Source organism: Caulobacter sp. DWR2-3-1b2, assembly GCF_049896345.1.
Lineage (GTDB): Bacteria > Pseudomonadota > Alphaproteobacteria > Caulobacterales > Caulobacteraceae > Caulobacter.
Genome location: NZ_JAFCUC010000001.1, coordinates 18,479 through 36,359, shown reverse-complemented (window position 1 = coordinate 36,359; position 17,881 = coordinate 18,479). Strand labels below are relative to the sequence as shown.

The 17,881-nt window shown below is 65.9% G+C and carries 19 protein-coding genes; 12 read left to right on the top strand and 7 right to left on the bottom strand.

Going from position 1 to position 17,881, the window contains the following annotated elements; all coding sequences use genetic code 11:
• Positions 1–73 precede the first annotated feature (73 nt).
• Positions 74–1,360 carry a crotonyl-CoA carboxylase/reductase gene (gene ccrA, locus ACP694_RS00170; RefSeq protein ID WP_426009316.1) on the bottom strand — a complete coding sequence of 429 codons (1,287 nt, stop codon included), beginning with the start codon at positions 1,358–1,360 and terminating at the stop codon, positions 74–76.
• Positions 1,361–1,714: 354 nt separating this feature from the next.
• Between ccrA and ACP694_RS00165 the strand changes: the two genes are divergently transcribed.
• From ACP694_RS00165 to ACP694_RS00155, 3 genes are all read left to right on the top strand, one after another.
• Positions 1,715–2,455: an enoyl-CoA hydratase/isomerase family protein gene (locus ACP694_RS00165; protein WP_426009314.1), complete on the top strand. Its 741-nt coding sequence runs from the start codon at positions 1,715–1,717 to the stop codon at positions 2,453–2,455.
• Between the two features lie 71 nt (positions 2,456–2,526).
• A complete protein-coding gene (locus tag ACP694_RS00160; RefSeq protein WP_426009311.1) occupies positions 2,527–2,703 on the top strand; it encodes a hypothetical protein in 177 nt (58 codons plus the stop codon).
• A gap of 3 nt (positions 2,704–2,706) precedes the next feature.
• A complete protein-coding gene (locus tag ACP694_RS00155; protein ID WP_426009308.1) occupies positions 2,707–3,333 on the top strand; it encodes a hypothetical protein in 627 nt (208 codons plus the stop codon).
• Between the two features lie 54 nt (positions 3,334–3,387).
• Here ACP694_RS00155 and ACP694_RS00150 read toward each other — a convergent pair whose 3' ends face one another.
• Together ACP694_RS00150 and ACP694_RS00145 are read right to left on the bottom strand one after the other, a co-directional pair.
• Positions 3,388–4,920, bottom strand: coding sequence for a response regulator (locus ACP694_RS00150; protein ID WP_426009305.1), 1,533 nt, complete (start codon positions 4,918–4,920; stop codon positions 3,388–3,390).
• Positions 4,921–5,097: 177 nt separating this feature from the next.
• A complete protein-coding gene (locus tag ACP694_RS00145; protein ID WP_426009302.1) occupies positions 5,098–7,926 on the bottom strand; it encodes a TonB-dependent receptor in 2,829 nt (942 codons plus the stop codon).
• A 459-nt stretch (positions 7,927–8,385) separates the two neighbouring features.
• Here ACP694_RS00145 and queC point away from each other — a divergent pair, with 459 nt between their 5' ends.
• The 6 genes from queC to ACP694_RS00115 all read left to right on the top strand — a co-directional run bounded on the left by queC (position 8,386) and on the right by ACP694_RS00115 (position 12,020).
• The gene (gene queC, locus ACP694_RS00140; protein ID WP_426009300.1) at positions 8,386–9,180 is read left to right on the top strand and encodes a 7-cyano-7-deazaguanine synthase QueC; all 795 of its coding nucleotides are present in this window, start codon (positions 8,386–8,388) and stop codon (positions 9,178–9,180) included.
• Between the two features lie 196 nt (positions 9,181–9,376).
• Positions 9,377–10,009: a 7-carboxy-7-deazaguanine synthase gene (queE, locus tag ACP694_RS00135; RefSeq protein WP_426009297.1), complete on the top strand. Its 633-nt coding sequence runs from the start codon at positions 9,377–9,379 to the stop codon at positions 10,007–10,009.
• 74 nt (positions 10,010–10,083) lie between these two features.
• Positions 10,084–10,449 (top strand): 6-pyruvoyl trahydropterin synthase family protein, encoded by a 366-nt coding sequence (locus ACP694_RS00130; protein ID WP_426009294.1) that lies wholly within the window; start codon positions 10,084–10,086, stop codon positions 10,447–10,449.
• A 96-nt stretch (positions 10,450–10,545) separates the two neighbouring features.
• Complete coding sequence (locus ACP694_RS00125; RefSeq protein ID WP_426009292.1) at positions 10,546–10,917, top strand: YciI family protein; 372 nt, start codon at positions 10,546–10,548, stop codon at positions 10,915–10,917.
• Positions 10,918–11,034: 117 nt separating this feature from the next.
• Complete coding sequence (locus ACP694_RS00120; protein WP_426009289.1) at positions 11,035–11,487, top strand: antitoxin Xre/MbcA/ParS toxin-binding domain-containing protein; 453 nt, start codon at positions 11,035–11,037, stop codon at positions 11,485–11,487.
• Positions 11,484–12,020 (top strand): RES family NAD+ phosphorylase, encoded by a 537-nt coding sequence (locus tag ACP694_RS00115; RefSeq protein WP_426009287.1) that lies wholly within the window; start codon positions 11,484–11,486, stop codon positions 12,018–12,020. Before ACP694_RS00120 ends, ACP694_RS00115 begins: the two co-directional genes overlap by 4 nt.
• Positions 12,021–12,050: 30 nt before the next feature.
• Here ACP694_RS00115 and ACP694_RS00110 read toward each other — a convergent pair whose 3' ends face one another.
• Positions 12,051–12,278: a hypothetical protein gene (locus ACP694_RS00110; protein ID WP_426009284.1), complete on the bottom strand. Its 228-nt coding sequence runs from the start codon at positions 12,276–12,278 to the stop codon at positions 12,051–12,053.
• A 33-nt stretch (positions 12,279–12,311) separates the two neighbouring features.
• Positions 12,312–12,632, bottom strand: coding sequence for a hypothetical protein (locus ACP694_RS00105; protein ID WP_426009281.1), 321 nt, complete (start codon positions 12,630–12,632; stop codon positions 12,312–12,314).
• A 190-nt stretch (positions 12,633–12,822) separates the two neighbouring features.
• Here ACP694_RS00105 and ACP694_RS00100 point away from each other — a divergent pair, with 190 nt between their 5' ends.
• Positions 12,823–13,041 (top strand): hypothetical protein, encoded by a 219-nt coding sequence (locus ACP694_RS00100; RefSeq protein ID WP_426009278.1) that lies wholly within the window; start codon positions 12,823–12,825, stop codon positions 13,039–13,041.
• A gap of 100 nt (positions 13,042–13,141) precedes the next feature.
• Here the strand turns inward: ACP694_RS00100 and aroC are convergent, their stop codons facing one another.
• On the bottom strand, positions 13,142–14,263 hold the full coding sequence (gene aroC, locus ACP694_RS00095; RefSeq protein ID WP_426009275.1) for a chorismate synthase: 1,122 nt from the start codon (positions 14,261–14,263) through the stop codon (positions 13,142–13,144).
• A gap of 186 nt (positions 14,264–14,449) precedes the next feature.
• On the opposite strand from aroC, the gene ACP694_RS00090 reads away from it, so the two are divergent.
• Positions 14,450–14,902 carry a hypothetical protein gene (locus tag ACP694_RS00090; RefSeq protein WP_426009272.1) on the top strand — a complete coding sequence of 151 codons (453 nt, stop codon included), beginning with the start codon at positions 14,450–14,452 and terminating at the stop codon, positions 14,900–14,902.
• A 60-nt stretch (positions 14,903–14,962) separates the two neighbouring features.
• Here ACP694_RS00090 and ACP694_RS00085 read toward each other — a convergent pair whose 3' ends face one another.
• Positions 14,963–16,333, bottom strand: coding sequence for a pectate lyase (locus tag ACP694_RS00085; RefSeq protein ID WP_426009269.1), 1,371 nt, complete (start codon positions 16,331–16,333; stop codon positions 14,963–14,965).
• A gap of 441 nt (positions 16,334–16,774) precedes the next feature.
• On the opposite strand from ACP694_RS00085, the gene ACP694_RS00080 reads away from it, so the two are divergent.
• Positions 16,775–17,872, top strand: a complete 1,098-nt coding sequence (locus ACP694_RS00080; RefSeq protein WP_426009266.1) for a methyl-accepting chemotaxis protein — start codon at positions 16,775–16,777, stop codon at positions 17,870–17,872.
• Positions 17,873–17,881: the final 9 nt, after the last annotated feature.

Sequence of the window (17,881 nt, the reverse complement as noted above, 5' to 3'; positions counted from 1 at the left end):
GCACTTGTGCGTGTCCCCAAACGCCGCTGGGCCTGTGGGGACACGCACAAGTGCATGTCCCCGACCCTTGCCCTCACAGCCCCTCGCTGATCTCCACCACTTCCTCGAACGTCCGCAGGCCCGGCCGCTGGGCGCAGACCAGCACCGCCATGTTGCCGGGCAGGTGCTGGTTGGCCAGCATCTTCTCGTGGGCGGCGGGGATGTCTTCCCAGGGGAAGACTTCCGACAGGCAGGGATCGACCCGGCGGTCGATGACCAGCTGGTTGGCGGCGCTGGCCTGCATCAGATTGGCGAAGTGGCTGCCCTGGACGCGTTTCTGGCGCATCCACAGGAAGCGGGCGTCCATGGTCAGGTTGAAGCCGCTGGTGCCGGCGCAGATGGCGACCATGCCGCCGCGCTTGACCACGAACACCGAGACCGGGAAGGTCGACTCGCCTGGGTGTTCGAACACCAGGTCGACGTCCTTCTTGCCGGTGATCTGCCACAGCGCCTTACCGAACTTGCGGCTCTCGGCCATGTAGTCGTTGAACTCGGGGCCGTTGACGGTGGGCAGCTGGCCCCAGCAGTTGAATTCCTTGCGGTTCAGCACCGCCTTGGCGCCCATCGACAACACGAAGTCGCGCTTTTCGTCGTCGCTGACCACGCCGATGGCGTTGGCGCCGACGACGGCGGCCAACTGCACGGCGAACACCCCCAGCCCGCCAGAAGCGCCCCAGACCAGCACGTTCTGGCCGGGCTTCAGCTCATGCGGCGTGTGACCAAACAGCATGCGATAGGCGGTGGCCAGGGTCAGGGTGTAGCAGGCGGCCTCCTCCCAGGTCAGGTGCTTGGGGCGCGGCATCAACTGGCGCGACTGCACCCGGCAGAACTGGGCGAAGCTGCCGTCCGGGGTCTCGTAGCCCCAGATGCGCTGGCTGGTCGAGAACATCGGGTCACCGCCGTTGCACTCCTCGTCGTCGCCGTCGTCCTGGTTACAATGGACGACCACCTCGTCGCCGAGCTTCCAGCGCTTGACCTTCTTGCCCACCGCCCAGACGATGCCCGAGGCGTCGGAGCCGGCGATGTGGTAGGGCTGCTTGTGGCCGTCCAGCGGGCTGATCGGCTCGCCAAGGGCGGCCCACACGCCGTTGTAATTGACGCCGGCCGCCATCACCAGAACCAGCACCTCGTCCTCGCCGATCTCCCAGGTGGGCACGACCTCGACCTGCATGGCCTGGGTCGGCTTGCCATGGCGCTCCTTGCGGATGCTCCAGGCGTACATGGTTTTCGGCACATGGTAGGCCGGCGGGATCTCGCCGATCTCGTACAGGTCTTTCAGCGCGGTCTTTTCACCGGCCTCGTCTAGCGTCGCGGTCGTCATGTCACTCCCCGTTCTTCGGCGCTGCAACACAACGCTCAACTAGCTCTCTGCGCTCCGTGGATCGTTCCGCGCGGGTCATTCGCTGCGTCGATCCCTCGTTTTGGGCTCCGTAGCGGAGGTTTCCACCCGGCAGGGCCCTAAGCTGTGACAACTGTTTAAATCTGGCAAGCGGAAAGTTGTTGCGATGCAGCATGGTTGCGCGTGAAACGATAGGTTCTTGTCCCGCCTCTCCCAAACGGCTGTCATCCCGGATCTTCGCGCTGCGCGCTCGTCAAAGATGACAAACCGACTTGAAGGGTTGGGAAGGGAGCGAGGCGCTTTCCAAACCCGCCCCCGTCCGCCACGGTCGCGCCCATGAGCGCCACGATCCACGTCAGCCGCCCCACCGGCTCCATCCTGCTGGTCGAGCTGGACGCCCCGCCAGCCAACGCCCTGGGCCTGCGGGTCCGAGCCGAACTGGTTAGAATCCTCGATGAGATCGCCGCCGCCGACGACGTCCGCGCGGTGGTGCTGACCGGCCGGGGCGGGGTGTTCTGCGCCGGTGATGATCTGCGCGAGGCCTCGGCGCGCCAGGGTCCCGAGGCGCTGGAGGCGGTGCAGGACTTCAACCGGCTGATGGACAGGGTCGAGGCCGTGCGCGCGCCGGTGATCGCCGCCATCGACGGTTGGTGTTTCGGCGGCGGGCTGGAACTGGCCCTGGCCTGCGACATCCGCCTGGCCAGCGACCGGGCGGTGTTCGCGGCGTCTGGCGTCAATATCGGGCTGATGGCCTCGGTCGTGCGCCTGCCCCGGCTGATCGGCGTGGCGCGAGCCAAGGTCCACCTGCTCACGGGCGCCCAGTTCGGCCCCGAGCGGGCCCTGACCGACGGCCTGGTCAACGCCGTCCACGCCCCCGACCGCCTGCTGCCCGAAGCCTTCCGCCTGGCCGAATGGATCGCCTCGCGCGCGCCCCTGGCGGTGGAGGCGACCAAGCGGGTGGTCGACGGCCGGTCCTATGTCGAGGAGGAGCTGCCGGCTCTGGTGGCCAGCGCCGACCACCGAGAAGCGGTGGCGGCGTTCATGGCCAAGCGCGCGGCGGAGTTTCGGCGGGGGTAGGGGCGAACGCGCGCTACAATTATACTCGCCGCAGACTTGCATGGAGCCCGAACGCCACGCACATTGGGCTCATGGCCGCCAAGATCGCATCGTCATCCGCGACGTTCTCCAAGCAGAGCGATACCGTGTTGGGTCGCAGCGCGGCGACGGGTCGTTTTGTGCTCAAGCCAGCTTCGAAGTCGGGGACTATTTCGCTGAAACAGGCCAAGGCGGCGGTGGCCAACGTTCGAAACAATAAAAAGACATAGAGCTTGGCTGGGCGCGACCGCACATCAGCCGACGATGTTTTTATCAACTGTCCCTTTGACGACGACTATGCGCCAACGTTTCGCGGACTGATTTTCACGATCTATGCCTGTGGCTTCAGACCCCGTTCGGCGCGCGAACTAGATGACGCTGGGCAGACACGTATCGATAAACTCTACGCCTTGATCGAGGAATGCCGATACGGGGTTCACGACCTGTCACGAACTGAGCTTGACCCGATTAATCAGCTTCCCAGATTCAACATGCCTCTTGAACTTGGCATTTTCATGGGAGCGAAGCGTTACGGTAGGACCGGGCAAAAGGCCAAGCGCGTGCTTGTCCTTGATACCGAGCAATACCGGTATCAGCGGTTCATCTCCGATTTGGCCGGCATGGATATCCATGAGCATCACGCTGATCCCGTGCGGGCGCTGCGCGTGACACGTGACTGGCTAGCAAACGTCTCTCGTAGGGTACTTCCGAGTGCGGATCGGCTCGCTCGCCTTCACGAAGGCTTTCTCGCTGAGCTACCGGCGGTGGCCACTGCGCTGGAATTTGATCCTGATCAGATCCCGTATGTCGACTACGAGCGGATAGTCGTCGAGTGGCTGCTGCAGGCCGCGCCGCCTTAAGGATCGGCTCGCCAGCAGCCTCATGCGGGTCCAGGACGTCATGCTGAACTCGGCCTAAGCCGCCGCCTCGGCCGTCGCTCCCTCGTCCTCGCCGCCGAGCAGCTTGCTGAGCACCACGGCCAGCCGCTCCGGCTTGATCGGCTTTTCCACCACGTCCTGCATGCCGGCGGCGATGTAGGTGGCGACGTCGGAGGGGTCGGCGTTGGCGGTCAGGGCGACGATCGGGGCGCTGCCGGCCCGGCCCGGCAGGTCGCGGATGGCGCGGGTGGCGGCGACGCCGTCCATGCGCGGCATCTTGATGTCCATCAGGATCAGGTCGAACCGACCGCTGCGCGCGGCCTCGACGGCCTCGACCCCATCGACCACCTGTTCTGAAGTGCAGTCGAACATCTCGCACAGGGCCTCGGCGACCATGCGGTTGGTGGCGTTGTCGTCAACGATCAGGATGTGGGCCGAGCGTGCGTCCATCGTCGGCTCGTCGTGGGTGTCGAGCGCCAGCCAGGCTTCGGGAACGACGATCGCGAAGTGCAGGGTCAGGCCACAGCCGGTGTTGGCCTCGGTCTTCAGCGAGCCGCCCATGGTGCGGGTCAGGCCATGGGCCAGGGCCATCCCCACGCCCAAGGCCAGTTCGCTGCGGTCCTCGATGCGGTCTGCGCCCAATGGGTCGAACACCCGGGCCAGGCGCTCCTGGGGCGAGCCGCTGGTGTTGTCGCGCACACGGCCTTCCAGCCGCAGGCCACCCTCGACGGGGCGGGCCTTGAGGCTGGCCTCGATGACGCCGCGGCCGCTGGCCAGGGCGCTGTCGATCAGGGCGTCAAAGATCTGCAGCACCCGGTCGGCGTCGATCAGGGCGGTGGTTTCGGGGGCGCCGTCATAGGAGAACAGCAGGGTGCTACCGCACTGCGACGCGCGGGCGCTCCAGCGGGCCCCGACGGCGTCCGACAGGTCGCGCAGCAGGGTCGGGGCGGGATTGAGCACCAGGCCGCCGACATTGGCGCGGCGCAGATCCATGGCCCGGCTCAGCACGCCGCTCATATCGCGGCTGGTTTCGCCGATGGCGCGGACATAGGCGCTGGCGTCGGGCGTCAGGCGCGTTTGCTCAAGCCGCTCGGTGAAGGCCATCACGCCTTCCAGATGATGGCTGATATCGGCGGCCATGCGCTCGACCAGGGCCATGGCCTCGCCGGCTTCGCGGTCCTTGCGGCGGTGCGAGGCGACCAACGAGGTCAGGCCGCCGACGCCGATATAGCCCCCGGCCTGATCGACGCCGATATAGGCGCTGCGGAACACGGGGATGGCGCTCTGGGCGATGCGCTCGACGAAGGCGCTGGCCTCGATGGACGCCTCGACCAGGCGCGGTTCGCGGTCCATCACCTCACGCACCGGACGGGCGTTGAGGGCGTCGGCGGCGACGGACATCTGACCCAGCAGCACGTCGCGATAGACCAGGCCCACGGGCCTGCCTCCTTCGACGACGGCCAGGGCGGCGGCGTGCGACTCGGCGAGGAAGATCGCCAGGACGTCCGCGCACGGGGTCTGGGGAGCGATCGGAGCTCGGCGGTCAATAAAGCGAGCGAGCGTGTCCATGCAGCCGTTCGGGCAGGCGTCTATCGGGGATCGCATCATCACCCGCTGGGCGTTGCGGAGTCGTGAATGGACCAAGATTTGATATGGCGGGCCATGCCAAAAGGGCGGCGGATCACTCCGCCGCCCTCCTGGTCGATGTTGCAGCCCCGCGAGGGGCCGCTTTTTTGACGCGCTTGACTAGAACGACTTCTGGATGCTGACGCCGTAGGTGCGCGGCTCCAGGGTGATCAGGTTGGTGAACAGGCCCGAGCTGTCGTCGGTGGTGTAGGCGTCGGTGATCGGGGTGTCGTCCATCAGGTTCTTGACGTAGGCGTCAAACTGCAGACCCCATTCAGGCTTCTCGACCTTGAGGGTGATGTTGGCGTTCTCCCACGACTTCAGACCGTCATAGGCGGTGTTGTAGACGCGGGTGAACTGCTTGCTCTGGCGGTAATAGTCGCCGCGCAGGGTGGCCGACCAGCCGCCCGAGAAGTCCCAGGTATATTGAGCGCCGACCGAGGTGGTCCAGTGCGGCGAGTTGGGCAGATCGTTGCCGCTCAGGTTGGCCGTCGTGCCTTCGATCGAATAGCCCGCGCCGTAGTTGTAGAGGCCGGTGGCGTTGGCCAGGAAGGCCGCCGTGCCCGCCGGCAGGCCCGCGCCGCCCGCAGCGGCGGGGGTCGCCAGGAAGCCCTGGAAGACCGCCGCGCCGCCGCAAGCGAACGGAACGGTCGCCCCGGCCCCGGCGGCGATCAGGGTCGCCACGCCAGCGGTGGTGAGCACGCAGTTGGATCCGACGGCGGCGTTCGGCAGGCCGGGGCCCGCCTTGACCAGGGTGTAGGCCGGGTTGCTCTGGGTGCGGTTCATGGTGTCGATCGACGACACGCCGTCGGCGATCTTGGTGTGCAGATAGCCGATATTGGCGTTGAGCTTCAGATTGTGGATCGGCGACCAGACCGATTCCAGTTCCAGTCCGTAGACCGTGGCGTCGATGTTCTCGTTGACCGAGGTGCGGTTGACGATCTTGGAGATCTGGTAGCCCTTGTAGTCGTAGTAGAAGCCCGTGGCGTTCAGCATCACGCTGCCGCCGGCCAGGGTGTTCTTCGACCCGATTTCGTAGGCGTTGACGAATTCAGGATCGAACTGCGCCTTGACGCTGGCCGAGCCGGTGGCCGCCGGCGGGTTGGAGCCGCCGCCCTTGTAGCCCTTGGAATAGAAGGCGTAGAGCAGGTTATCGTCGGTGAGCTTGTAGTCGAAACCGAAGCGGCCGGTCAGCTCGTCGAAGACCGACTTTGCCGTCGGGGTCGTCGTGCTCTGCTTGAGGCCGATGCCCGGCGACAGCAGCACGGTGTCGAACACGTCCAGGCGCTTGTCGTCGTGGGTGCGGCGCAGGCCCAGGGTGAACTTCAGCTTCTCGTTGGCCTGCCAATACAGTTCGCCGAACAGGGCGTTCGACTTCAGGTGATAGGGCGAGCGGTTGTCATAATAGTTGTGGCCGCTGCCGTCCGGCGTGGCGTTCGGGTCGATGCCGATACAGTTGGTCGGCAGGGTCACGGGGTTGCAGTTGGGATTACCGGTCCTCTGGAAGTTCAGCGCCAGGGCCGACAGGGTCAGCGAGTTGCCGATCACATAGTAGTCGGTGGTGGTCTTATAGTCGAAATAGATGCCGCCGATGTTGAAGTTCAGCGGACCGTCAAATGCCGACTGCAGCCGGAATTCCTGGCTGAACTGCTTGGAGTCGCCCGAGGACACGTCCAAGGTGGTGAACTTGTTGGTCGTGCCGACCTGCGGGTCGGCGAAGACGCCGCCCGGCGTCAACGGCGTGTTGTTGAACGGCACCGTCGACACGTTCCGGTTGTAGTCCAGCTTCGTATAGACATTGCCCTTGCTGTACGAGGTCATGGCCGTGAAGGTCAGCTTGTCGCTCAGGTCATAGGCTAAATTGAATTGGTAGATGTCCGACTTTGATTGGTAGATCGGGTCGAACAGCGTCTCGATTTCGCGAAGGCTTCGGCTGGCGGTGTCGCCGGCGTTGGTGTCGCCGCTGGTGAAGCCGAAGATATTGCCCAGCTCACCGGTCAGGGTGCCCGAGGTGTTGACCGTGCCATAGGCGCTGTTGCCGTACAGCGAGGCGGGCAGGCAGCCCTGGGTCAGGAAGGCGCGGGCCGCGCCGGTGGGCACGCCGCCGACCGTGGCCGGGCCGTTGTCCTTGGTGCAGAGCTGCTTGCCGACGCGGGCGCGGCTGTCGTCCTCGTTGAAGTGCTCCCACATGAAGTTGGTGCGCAGGCTGTCGACCGGGTTGAACATCACCGAGACCCGGGTCGAATACAGATCCCGGTCATCGACCTTGTGGTTGTTGAAGGTGTTGGTGACGAAACCGTCGCGCTTGAGGTAGGCGCCGGCCGCCCGGATCGCCAGCTTGTCGCCGAAGATCGGCAGGTTGATCATGCCGCGCACCTTCTGGGTGCCGAAATTGCCGACCTCGGCCCGGATATTGGCCTCGAATTCGTCGGTGGGCTTGGCTGTGATGATGTTGACCACGCCGCCGGTGGCGTTGCGGCCATACAGCGTGCCCTGCGGGCCGCGCAGCACTTCGACGCGCTCCACGTCGAAGAACTCGGCGTCGAACAGGTTGCCCGACTGCAGGGGGGCGTTGTTCTCGTGAACGCCGACGCCGCCGTCGGTCGAGACGCCGACCGCCTTGTTGCCGATGCCGCGGATGGCGAAGTTGAAGGTGTTGGTGAAGTTGCCCTTGGCGAAGGTGACGTTGGGGATCGCCTGCTGAAGGTTGGGCCCGCCGTCGATCTTCTGCGCTTCGAGGCTGTCCTGGCTGAAGGCGGACACCGCGATCGGCACGTCCTGCAGGGCCTCCTCCTTCTTCTGGGCGGTGACGACCAGCTCTTCCAGCACGTTGCCGCCGGCTTGCGGCGCGGTCTGAGCGAAGGCTGGGGCGGCGGTGGCGACGGCGGCCAGCACGGTCATGGATGCGCCCATGGCCAACAGGCTCCGTATACGCAGAGATTGCGACATTCTAATTCCCTCCCTGGACGTCGCGGATCCTTATGGCGGACCCTGCTGACATCTCGTTGTTTCCTCGGCGCCGCACTTTCATCGACTACGCGGGCGTACGGCCGACCCCTCGCAGCATAAGGGGATTGCATACTTGGGAACTTGGGCTGTCAACCGGTCTTGGCGTAAGTAATCAGCGATAGGTTACACCTTTTCACTTTACCTAGGGTCACATTCACCTGACAGGGGTAAGTTTTCACCGGATTTAGAAAAACCGGTCCGGCGCGTGACGTAGCGTCAAGCGTGGTTTCAGGTCGGGAAACCTTGATCGCCTCTGGGGGCGTGCTTTGAGCATAGTGTCCTATTCGCGCCGAAGGTACAGCTAGAATGTCGTTGTTCCTGAAGATGCCAGCCGGTTGTGGCGTGCGGGACCGGTCTGGACCGTTTCGGGCTGCTCCCGCCTCGTGCTACAGACGGCCGATGTCCACCATCTCCTACTCCACCATCGCGGGCGATCCCGCGCGCGCCAAGACCGCCCTGGTGCTGTTCTCGGGCGGCCAGGACAGCAGCGTCTGCCTGGCCTGGGCGCTGGGACGCTACGACCGCGTCGAGACCGTCGGCTTCGACTATGGCCAGCGCCATGTCATCGAGATGGAGGCGCGCGTCGACGTGCGTCACCAGATCGCCACGCGCTTCCCCCAGTGGGCCGATCGCCTGGGCGAGGACCATGTGCTGGACCTCAAGGGCTTTGGCGCGGTGGCCCAAAGCGCCTTGACCGCTGATGTCGCCATCGAGATGACCGAGCGCGGCCTGCCGTCGACCTTCGTGCCCGGCCGCAATCTGGTGTTCCTGATCTACGCCGCCGCCCTGGCCGACCGCCGGGGCCTGGGCGCCTTGGTGGGCGGCATGTGCGAGACCGACTTCTCCGGCTATCCCGACTGTCGCCGCGACACGCTGGACGCCATGCAACTGGCGCTGAATCTGGGCATGGACCGCGACTTCAGCGTCGAGACACCGCTGATGAAGCTGACCAAGGCGCAGACCTGGGCCCTGGCCAAGACCCTGGGTGGCGAGGCGCTTGTCGACCTGATCGTGGTCGAGAGCCATACCTGCTACCAGGGCGAACGCGGCGAACTGCATGCCTGGGGTCATGGGTGCGGCGAATGCCCGGCCTGCGACCTTCGCCAGAAGGGCTATGAAGAATGGGACGCGGGCGGGCGGATCCCTCTTCCTTCTCCCCTTGCGGGAGAAGATGGCGGCGAAGCCGTCGGATGAGGGGTCTCTCAAACCTCTCCGCCCCGTCGTTCAGCATTTCGCGACTGAACCGACCTTCAACCCCTCACCCGACCCGCTTCGCGGACCACCCTCTCCCGCAAGGCCCAACCCGCTTCGCGGGCCACCCTCTCCCGCAAGGCCCAACCCGCTTCGCGGGCCACCCTCTCCCGCAAGGGGAGAGGGAAGGGCGTTCGTCATGACCTACAGCGTCAAGGAAATCTTCCTCACCTTGCAGGGCGAGGGCGGCCAAGCGGGCAAGGCGGCGGTGTTTTGCCGGTTCGCCGGCTGCAACCTGTGGACCGGCCGTGAACAGGACCGCCACAAGGCCATCTGCACCTTTTGTGACACCGACTTCGTCGGCACGGATGGCGAGGGAGGCGGCAAGTTCGCCACGCCCGAAGCTCTGGTCGCGGCGGTGGAAGCCGCCTGGACCGGCGGCCCCGACGACCGCCTGGTGGTCTGCACGGGCGGCGAGCCTCTGCTGCAGCTGGACAGCCGGCTGATCGACGCCTTCCATGCCCGCAGCTTCATGATCGCCGTCGAGACCAATGGCACTGTCGAGGCGCCCACGGGGATCGATTGGGTGTGTGTCAGCCCCAAGGCCGACGCGCCGGTCGTCCAGACCTCGGGCCAGGAACTGAAGCTGGTCTACCCCCAGGACAAAGCGCTTCCCGAGCGCTTCGCGGCCCTGAATTTCGAGCGCTTCTACCTGCAGCCGATGGACGGCCCCGACCGCGAGCGGAACACGCACTTGGCCGTCGCCTATTGCCTTTCCCACCCTCAATGGCGTTTAAGCGTCCAGACACACAAATATCTCGGCCTGCCCTGACGGATAAGGCGCTCGACCTGGTGACAGGGTCGGGTCGCTAGAGCCTCCCAGGCCTTGTCAAAAGAAGTACCTGTATGAGCCCCGTCTTCGAGATCACGAAGGCCGCGCATTTTGATGCGGCCCACTATATCGAGCAAGGTCCCGCCGACCATCGCTACCGCAAGCTGCACGGCCATTCGTTCAAGGTCGAGGCCAGCGTGCGTGGCGCGATGCAGGAGGCAGGCTGGGTGGCTGACTTGGACGGCCTGGACGGCGCCCTGAAGGCGGTGGCCGCCGAGTTGGACCACGGCCTGCTCAACGATCGCCCGGGGCTGGAAAGTCCGACGCTTGAGCGCCTGTGCCTCTATTTCGCCGAGCGCCTGACGCCGCGGTTTCCCGGCCTGTCGCGCGTGGTGATCTCGCGCCCGACGATCGGCGAGAGCTGCGCGCTGGTGCTGTAAAAGTGTTGGTTTGAAGCTGTTTGAGAACGCCGGTCTTCCAACGCGCGGCGCCTTGCCCTATCCCTGGCGTCCCATGACGCTAGGGAATGGTCGCGAATGCTCTACATGCTGCTGTGCTACAACAACGAAGCAGAGGTCATGGGCTGGACGCCGCAGGAGGACGCCGCCGTGATGGGCCGCCTCACCGTCGTCCACGACAGGCTGGTGGCCGAGGGCAAGCTGGGTCCTTCCGGCCGCCTGCAGGCCACGGGCACGGCCAAGACCCTGATGAAGGGCGACGCGCCCTTCGTGGTCGACGGCCCGTTCGCCGAGACCAAGGAGCAGTTCCTGGGCTTCTACGTCATCGACGTCGCCGACATGGACGCCGCCCTGGACGTGGCCGGTCAGCTGGGCGAGGCCAATCCCAACGGCGCCTACGAGGTGCGGCCGATGCGGCTGTTCCTGCCAGGCGGAGCGGTGGGGGTGTGAGCTCGGCCGTGACGACGGCCTCCCACTGCGGCGCTCAAGCCTCGACGGGATCGCTTAAAGACGATCCCGCTGGGGTCCATATTGCGTCTCACGTGAGATCGGCTGCGGAGAGTCATCGTGACGACCAATCTTGACCCGGTTTCGAAGGTGCTCGGCATCACCGCGCCGGGTCCCTTCAGGCTCAGGCTGATGTCGGCGGTGGAAAAAGGGCTGCCGCTCACCTCGCTGGATCGTGTCGCTCATTTCCTGGCGCCGTCCGACAACAAGTTCGCCTTCCGGATCATTGCCCGGGCGACCCTGGCGCGCCGCCGAAGGGCCTTCGCCACAGCCAAGGATCGCGCCGAGAGCCGGCTGTCGGTCGAAGAGGGCGCGCGCCTGGCCCGGCTGGCCGGCGTCTGGGCGATGGCGGTCGAGGTCTGGGGTGGGGAGGAGGAGGCGCGCCGGTTCATGTTCGAGGCGCACCCGCTCATGCACGGGCGGCGGCCGATTGATGTCGTGCTCGAAAGCGAACTGGGCCGGCCGATCGTGGAAGGCGTCCTGGGCCGTCTGCAGTACGTATCGGCTGTGTGAGCGGGCAGGTCCTGGACCGCGTCCTCACGGCCTATCGGATTGGCGACCCGGCGGGCGATTATCCGATCTTCGACTCGACGGGTTCCAAGCTTTGGCCGGGGCGCTGGAACACCAGTCTCAGCCCGATGATCTATACAAGCGAACACTACAGCGCCGCGATGCTGGAAAAACTCGTCCATGGCGCCGGGCGCATGCCCCCCAACCAGCACTGGATCAGCATCACGATCCCGTCGGGGGTGTCCTACGAGATGTTTTCAACCGCTCACCACCCTGGCTGGGAGGCCGAGGACTGCATCGTTTCCAAGACCTATGGCGAAGCATGGTGGCGGTCGAAACGGTCTCTGTTGCTGATCGTGCCGAGCGTCGTCGCCCGGATGGAGCGGAATATCCTGATCAACGACAACCATCCCGAGGCGCATCGAATCGTCCATGACCTGCACCAGCCGATCTGGTGGGGCGGCCGCCTTTTTTCGCCGCTCGCCGGCGTTTCGCCACCACCAACCGCGTCCCCGAAACGGCGCGCCAAGCCATAGCTGAAACGTCCATCCTGGGCTTTGGCCAGCTTAGCGCCGCGCCTTCTTCCATTCCTTGTATTCCCGCTTCTCCCGATCCTTCTTGCTCTCACCGGGGATGACGGCCTTGCCGGTCCCGACCACGACCTTGCCGGCTGTTCCGACCACGGCCCCGGTTGCCCCCACCACCGCGCCGCCGGCCGCGGCGACCAGGCAGCCCTGGGCGCTCAGGGCGATGGCGGTCAGGGACAGGGCGAGGAGAAAGGGACGCGGGGTCATGAGAGCGCTCACAGGGAAATTGAGGGCCGCCTTCTAGCGCGGCGCGCTCGCACCGTCGCCGTGTCGGATGGCCGCTATGTGTCCATCATCGTCGGAGGCGCTAATATTGACCGTCCACGGCCCCCGGTTCGCCAGAACGCCGATACGGCCCCTTGAACCCGGCTCGGGGCGACGCCGGCGGTCCGGACCGAAATAGTTCTCGCAGCGGATCAACGGGCGGGGATGCTCGATGATCAGGTTGATGGGGTCGATCACCCCGCGCGCCGTCACCGGCTTGGCTAGCAACTCGTTGACCCCCGCGTCGCGCGCCTCGGCCACCCGGCGCATCGTGGAGTGGCCGGTGATCATGATCACCGGGGCAGAGGCCGGCCTGGTGTCTGACGGCAGACGTGAAATGGCTGATCTAGCGCTCACAAGAGTCCGGCGCGCCGGCTTCGCGAGGTTATACTTAACGACAATTTGCCTTGATTACTTTTTGTCAACGAAAAAATAGGAACGAGTCGCGCCACCGAATAGTTGTGTGGGAGAAGGAATTTGTATCGACATGACTTCTCGGGACGATCTCATCAAGCGCGAAGCTCTGGAGCTGTGGAGCCAGATTCACGATGCGCCGGCTCCCGACCTCAGTGGCGCTGAACTGCTTGAGCTGCTCTGCCGAGATCTTGACTTGCAGGCTTATGACCGCGTCCAGTCGCCCTTCCTGCGGCGGACCATGATGATCCGGCCCGAGGAATGGCCGGAAGCGCGCAAGGGAGAGCGCTAGAGCATTTCGCGACCCGACTGCGTCAGGCCGTGAGCTCTAATCTTTTGTTTTGACGCATTTTTCTTCACACGAACCGGAACCACTTCGCTCGAAAAATGCTCTAGACCCGTCCTTCGCCGCCGGGAACAAACGCCCCGCCGCCCGTCTGGGCCCGATGGCGCAGGAAGGCGTCGGCCAGCACGCAAGCCGTCATCGCCTCGACCACCGGTACGCCTCGGATGCCCACACAGGGGTCGTGGCGGCCCTTGGTGCGCAGATCCACCTCGTTGCCGTTCTCGTCAAGGCTCTGGCGAAGGGTCAGGATCGACGAGGTTGGCTTGAAGGCCACGCGCGCCACCACGGGCTGGCCCGTCGACAGGCCGCCCAACACGCCGCCGGCGTGGTTGGACAGGAACATCGGGCCGTCATGGCCCATCCGCATCTCGTCGGCGTTTTCCTCGCCCGACAAGGCGGCCGAGGCGAAGCCCTCGCCGATCTCCACGCCCTTGGCGGCGTTGATCGACATCAGGGCTGCGGCCATCTCGGCGTCCAGCTTGCCGTACAGCGGCGCGCCCCAGCCGGCCGGCACGCCCGTGGCCTCGACCTCGACGACGGCGCCGGTCGAGGACCCAGCCTTGCGGATGGCCTCCAGATGCTCTTCCCAGACGGGGATGATGGCGGCGTCGGGCGCCCAATAGGGGTTCTCGTCGGTCTGGTTCCAGTCCCAGTTGGCGCGGTCGACCTTGTGAGGCCCGATCTGCACCAGGGCGGCGCGCACCGTGACGCCGGGGATCACCAGCCGGGCGATCGCGCCGGCCGCCACCCTTGCGGCGGTCTCTCGGGCCGAGCTGCGCCCGCCGCCGCGATAGTCGCGCACGCCGTACTTGGCGAAATAGGGATAGTCGGCATGACCCGGCCGGAAGGCCTGGGCGATCTCGCCATAGTCCTTGGAGCGCTGGTCGGTGTTGTCGATCATCAGGCTGATCGGCGTGCCGGTGGTGCGCTGGCCGTCGGTGCGGGCGTCCTCGAACACCCCCGACAGGATGCGCACGGCGTCCGGCTCCTGGCGCTGGGTGACGAACTTGCCATTGCCGGGCCGGCGCTTGTCGAGGAAGGCCTGGATCTGCTCGGCGCTGATCGCGATGCCGGGCGGCACGCCATCGACCACGCAGCCCAGGGCCGGGCCGTGGCTTTCGCCCCAGGTGGTGACGCGGAACAGGTGGCCGAAGGTGTTGTGCGACATGGGCGGGGGTTTAGCGGAAAGCGGGCAGGGGGGCAAAGCCAAGCGGAATCCGCTCGTGTCACCTTGGAGTAGAGTGAATGAAAAAAACCCTTTGGAATTGCACGAAGCTTGACCCGAAGATACTGTCGCTGGGCGTCGATCAAGGTGACCGGGCGGGGGCCCGGCCCCAATAGGGATGGAACCAAGATGAGCAGCGGCATAGCAAACTTCAGCGGCGAATGCGGCGAGTGCACCAGCGGCTACTTCACCGCAACCTGCACCGGCGGCATGCAGGTGGGCCAGTCGGCCACCGTGAACGGCAATTCGCCCCAGGCCTGCGTCGTGGCCAATGATGGGGGAACGGTCTTCGCCATCGACCTTCAGACCATCGCCGGCATCTACGACTATCAGGTGCGGGTGGACGCCCAGGGTCCGAGCGGCGCTTTCAGCGGCTCGATGTATCTGGCGTTCGAGGACCAGACGGGCGACATCTACTATCTCAGCGTCTTCTCCTCGACCCGCGAATGGCACGAGGTGTCGTACAACAGCAGCTCGCCGGCCCTCGTGAAAATCTATTGGAGCGACTATTCCTTCACCGTGGGCAGCGGCGACGCCGCCAAGGCCAAGCCGGCCTACAAGGTCGAGAGCGCCATCGCCTAGTTCAGGTTCGCGTCTGACCGGTGGGGGGCGCGCCCTCCACCGGTTTTCGCCGCGCGAGGATCAGGGCGGCGAGACGGCGCCCCGGCGGGCCGCCGCGTCGGCCATGTAGAGCTCGAGGTTGGTCCAGCCCGACCCGGTCTTGGCCAGAGCCGCCCCGTCGGCCTGGGTCGGATTGAGGCCATGGGCCTTCTCCCAGGCGTCCGGCATGCCATCGCCATCGGTGTCGACCGCCGCGACGCCGGTCGGCAGCGCCGGCCAGCCGCCGACCTGGGCCTGGCTGTCGATCTGCTTGCCGGTCTTGTCGCGCACGCCCGCCACGACCCGGGCGTCGACGCTGTCGCGATAGACCGAGGCGCCCGCGTCCTTCAGCACCCGCGCGTAGGCGCTCGCAGCCGGATCGGCCGTCACCGGCGCGACCTCGATCGGTCCCGCCTGGCGATAGCCCGGGGCCTGCAGTCCATCGACCAGGCTCCACGGATCGGCGGGGACCACGCCGTTCATGCTGTTGCCGGCGAACCAGGCCTTGGCCAGGCTGTTGCTCTCGTTGAAGGCGATGGGTTTCCCACTGTCGGGCCCCATCACATAGCTGTTGTCGATGAAGCTGTAGGCCGCCAGGGCAGCCTTGTCGGCGTCGTAGCCGGCATGGCCCTTGCCCCAGTTGTAAAAGACGTTGGAACGGAACTCGAAGAACGCGCCGACCGGATCCTTGTCCGGCCCCTCGTAGTTGCCGGGACGCGGCATGCGGGCCAGGTGGTTGGCCCACAGATTATGGTGGAAGCTGATCTTGGCGCCGGCGCCGCCCCGGATCAGGCTGCCATAGCCGTGGTCGCCCTTGACGTGGATCGAGTGGCGGAGGCTTTCAGCGATGATCGACCACTGGACGGTCAGGTCATAAAAGCCCTGGCCCTCTTCGTCGTAACGGGCGCTGGCCGACAGGGTCTCATCGACCGACCAACTGGCGGAAACGTGGTCGAGGATGATCCTGCGGCCCTTGTTGATCCAGATGGCGTCACCTTCCGTCTTGCTCTCGTCGCCCAGGCGCGAGCGGAGGAAGCGGATCACCACGTCGTCGGCGGCGACGATCAGGGTCTGGTCGCGCAGGGTGATCCCGCCGCCCGGCGCGGTCTGGCCGGCGATCGTGATGTTGGGCTGGCTGATCTTCAGCGGAGTCCTGAGCGCGATCGTGCCGGCCACCTCGAACACCACGGTGCGCGGGCCCTTGGCCTCGATCGCGGCGCGCAGGGATCCAGGTCCGGTGTCGTCCAGATTGGTGACCTTGATCACCGCCCCGCCCCGTCCGCCGACCGACAGCCGTCCGGCCCCCTCGGCGCCAGGGAAGGCAAGGATTTCGCGGGGGGCGGCCTGCGCGGCGGTGACGGCGGCGGCTAGGGCCATGGCGGCTAGGGCGGCGGCCAGTGCGGTGCGGATCATCGTGGTTTCCCCTCCTTCAATTCCGCTCATCCTGACGAAAGTCGGGACCCAAGCCGAGCTTGAAGGGTCTCTCGAGCCACCCCAATGGCGCCGCTTGGGTCCCGACCTTCGTCAGGATGAGCGGAGAGAGAGGGGGCTTGAATGCCTCCATTATCGCGTGTCCCCGAAATCCTGTCCACCGGTGTCATCGCCAACACCCAACGCTTTTCGCGGGTTTTCATGACAGCGTTCGCCACAATCTTGGTTATCGCCTAGGCGGACACGGACAGGCCCTGCCGCGAAGTCGGGCATTCCCGGGTGATCCTGACGGTCGCGGGCCGAAAACGCGCGACCCATCGTCCGGCCCCATCCCCTGAACCTGACCCTGGTGTCATCCTCGCTTGTCTGGCGAGCGATTCGGCTATTCCGGGTCCCGCCGCCGGTTTCGGGGGAAGCTCATCCATGTCAGGTGAAGACGCCAGCCTCCGCCCGGAACGCATCCTGGAACTGTCCGAGCGCCTCAGCGCCGTGGCGGGCGAGAAGATCGGCGAGATCGCCTATGTCAACCGTTCGGCCAAGATGCTGGCGATCAACGCCCTGATCGTCGCCGCCCGCGCCGGCGAGGCTGGTCGCGGCTTCGCGATCGTGGCCGAAGAGTTCAAGACCATCTCCACCCAGATCGACGTGGTGGCCGCCGCCCTGGAAAGCCAGGTGCGCGCCGACCTCAACGAGTTGACCAAGATCGGCGGGGCGATCCTGGGCCGTCTGCGCGGCCAGCGCCTGGCCGATCTGGCCCTCAACGCCATCGAGATCATCGACCGCAACCTCTATGAGCGCACCTGCGACGTGCGCTGGTGGGCCACCGACAGCGCCGTGGTCGATTGCGTCGCCGCCCCGTCGCGCGAAGCCTCCAGCTATGCCAGCCAGCGGCTGAAGGTGATCCTCGACGCCTACACGGTCTATCTCGACCTGTGGGTCGCCGACGCGACCGGCAAGGTCGTGGCCAGCGGCCGCCCCGACAGGTACCCGGCCGCCAAGACCCTGTCGGTGGCCGACGCCGCCTGGTTCAAGGACGCCCTGCGCACCCAGTCGGGCGATGACTTCACCGTCTGCGACATCGCGCGGGTCAGGGCGCTGAACGACGCCCCTGTCGCCACCTACGCCACCGCCATCCGGGCCGGCGGCCAGGCCAATGGCAAGGTGATCGGCGTGCTCGGCGTGCATTTCGACTGGAAGCCCCAGGCCCAGGCCATCGTCGACGGCGTGCGCCTGACCGACGACGAACGCGCTCGCTCAAGGGTCATGCTGCTGGACCAGAACCACCGGGTGCTGGCCTCCTCCGACGGCAAGGGCGTGCTGGAGGAAACCTTCAAGCTCGACACCACCAGCGGCGACATGGGCAGCTATGCCGAGGGCGCCCGCACGGTCGGTTACGCCCTGACGCCAGGGTATGAGACCTATAGGGGCATGGGTTGGTACGGCTGCCTGGTCCAGACCGCGCAAGCCGATAAGCCGGCGGCGACGTTTCGTAGCCCCGTGATCCCAGGCAAGGCGGCTTAGGTCAAAGAC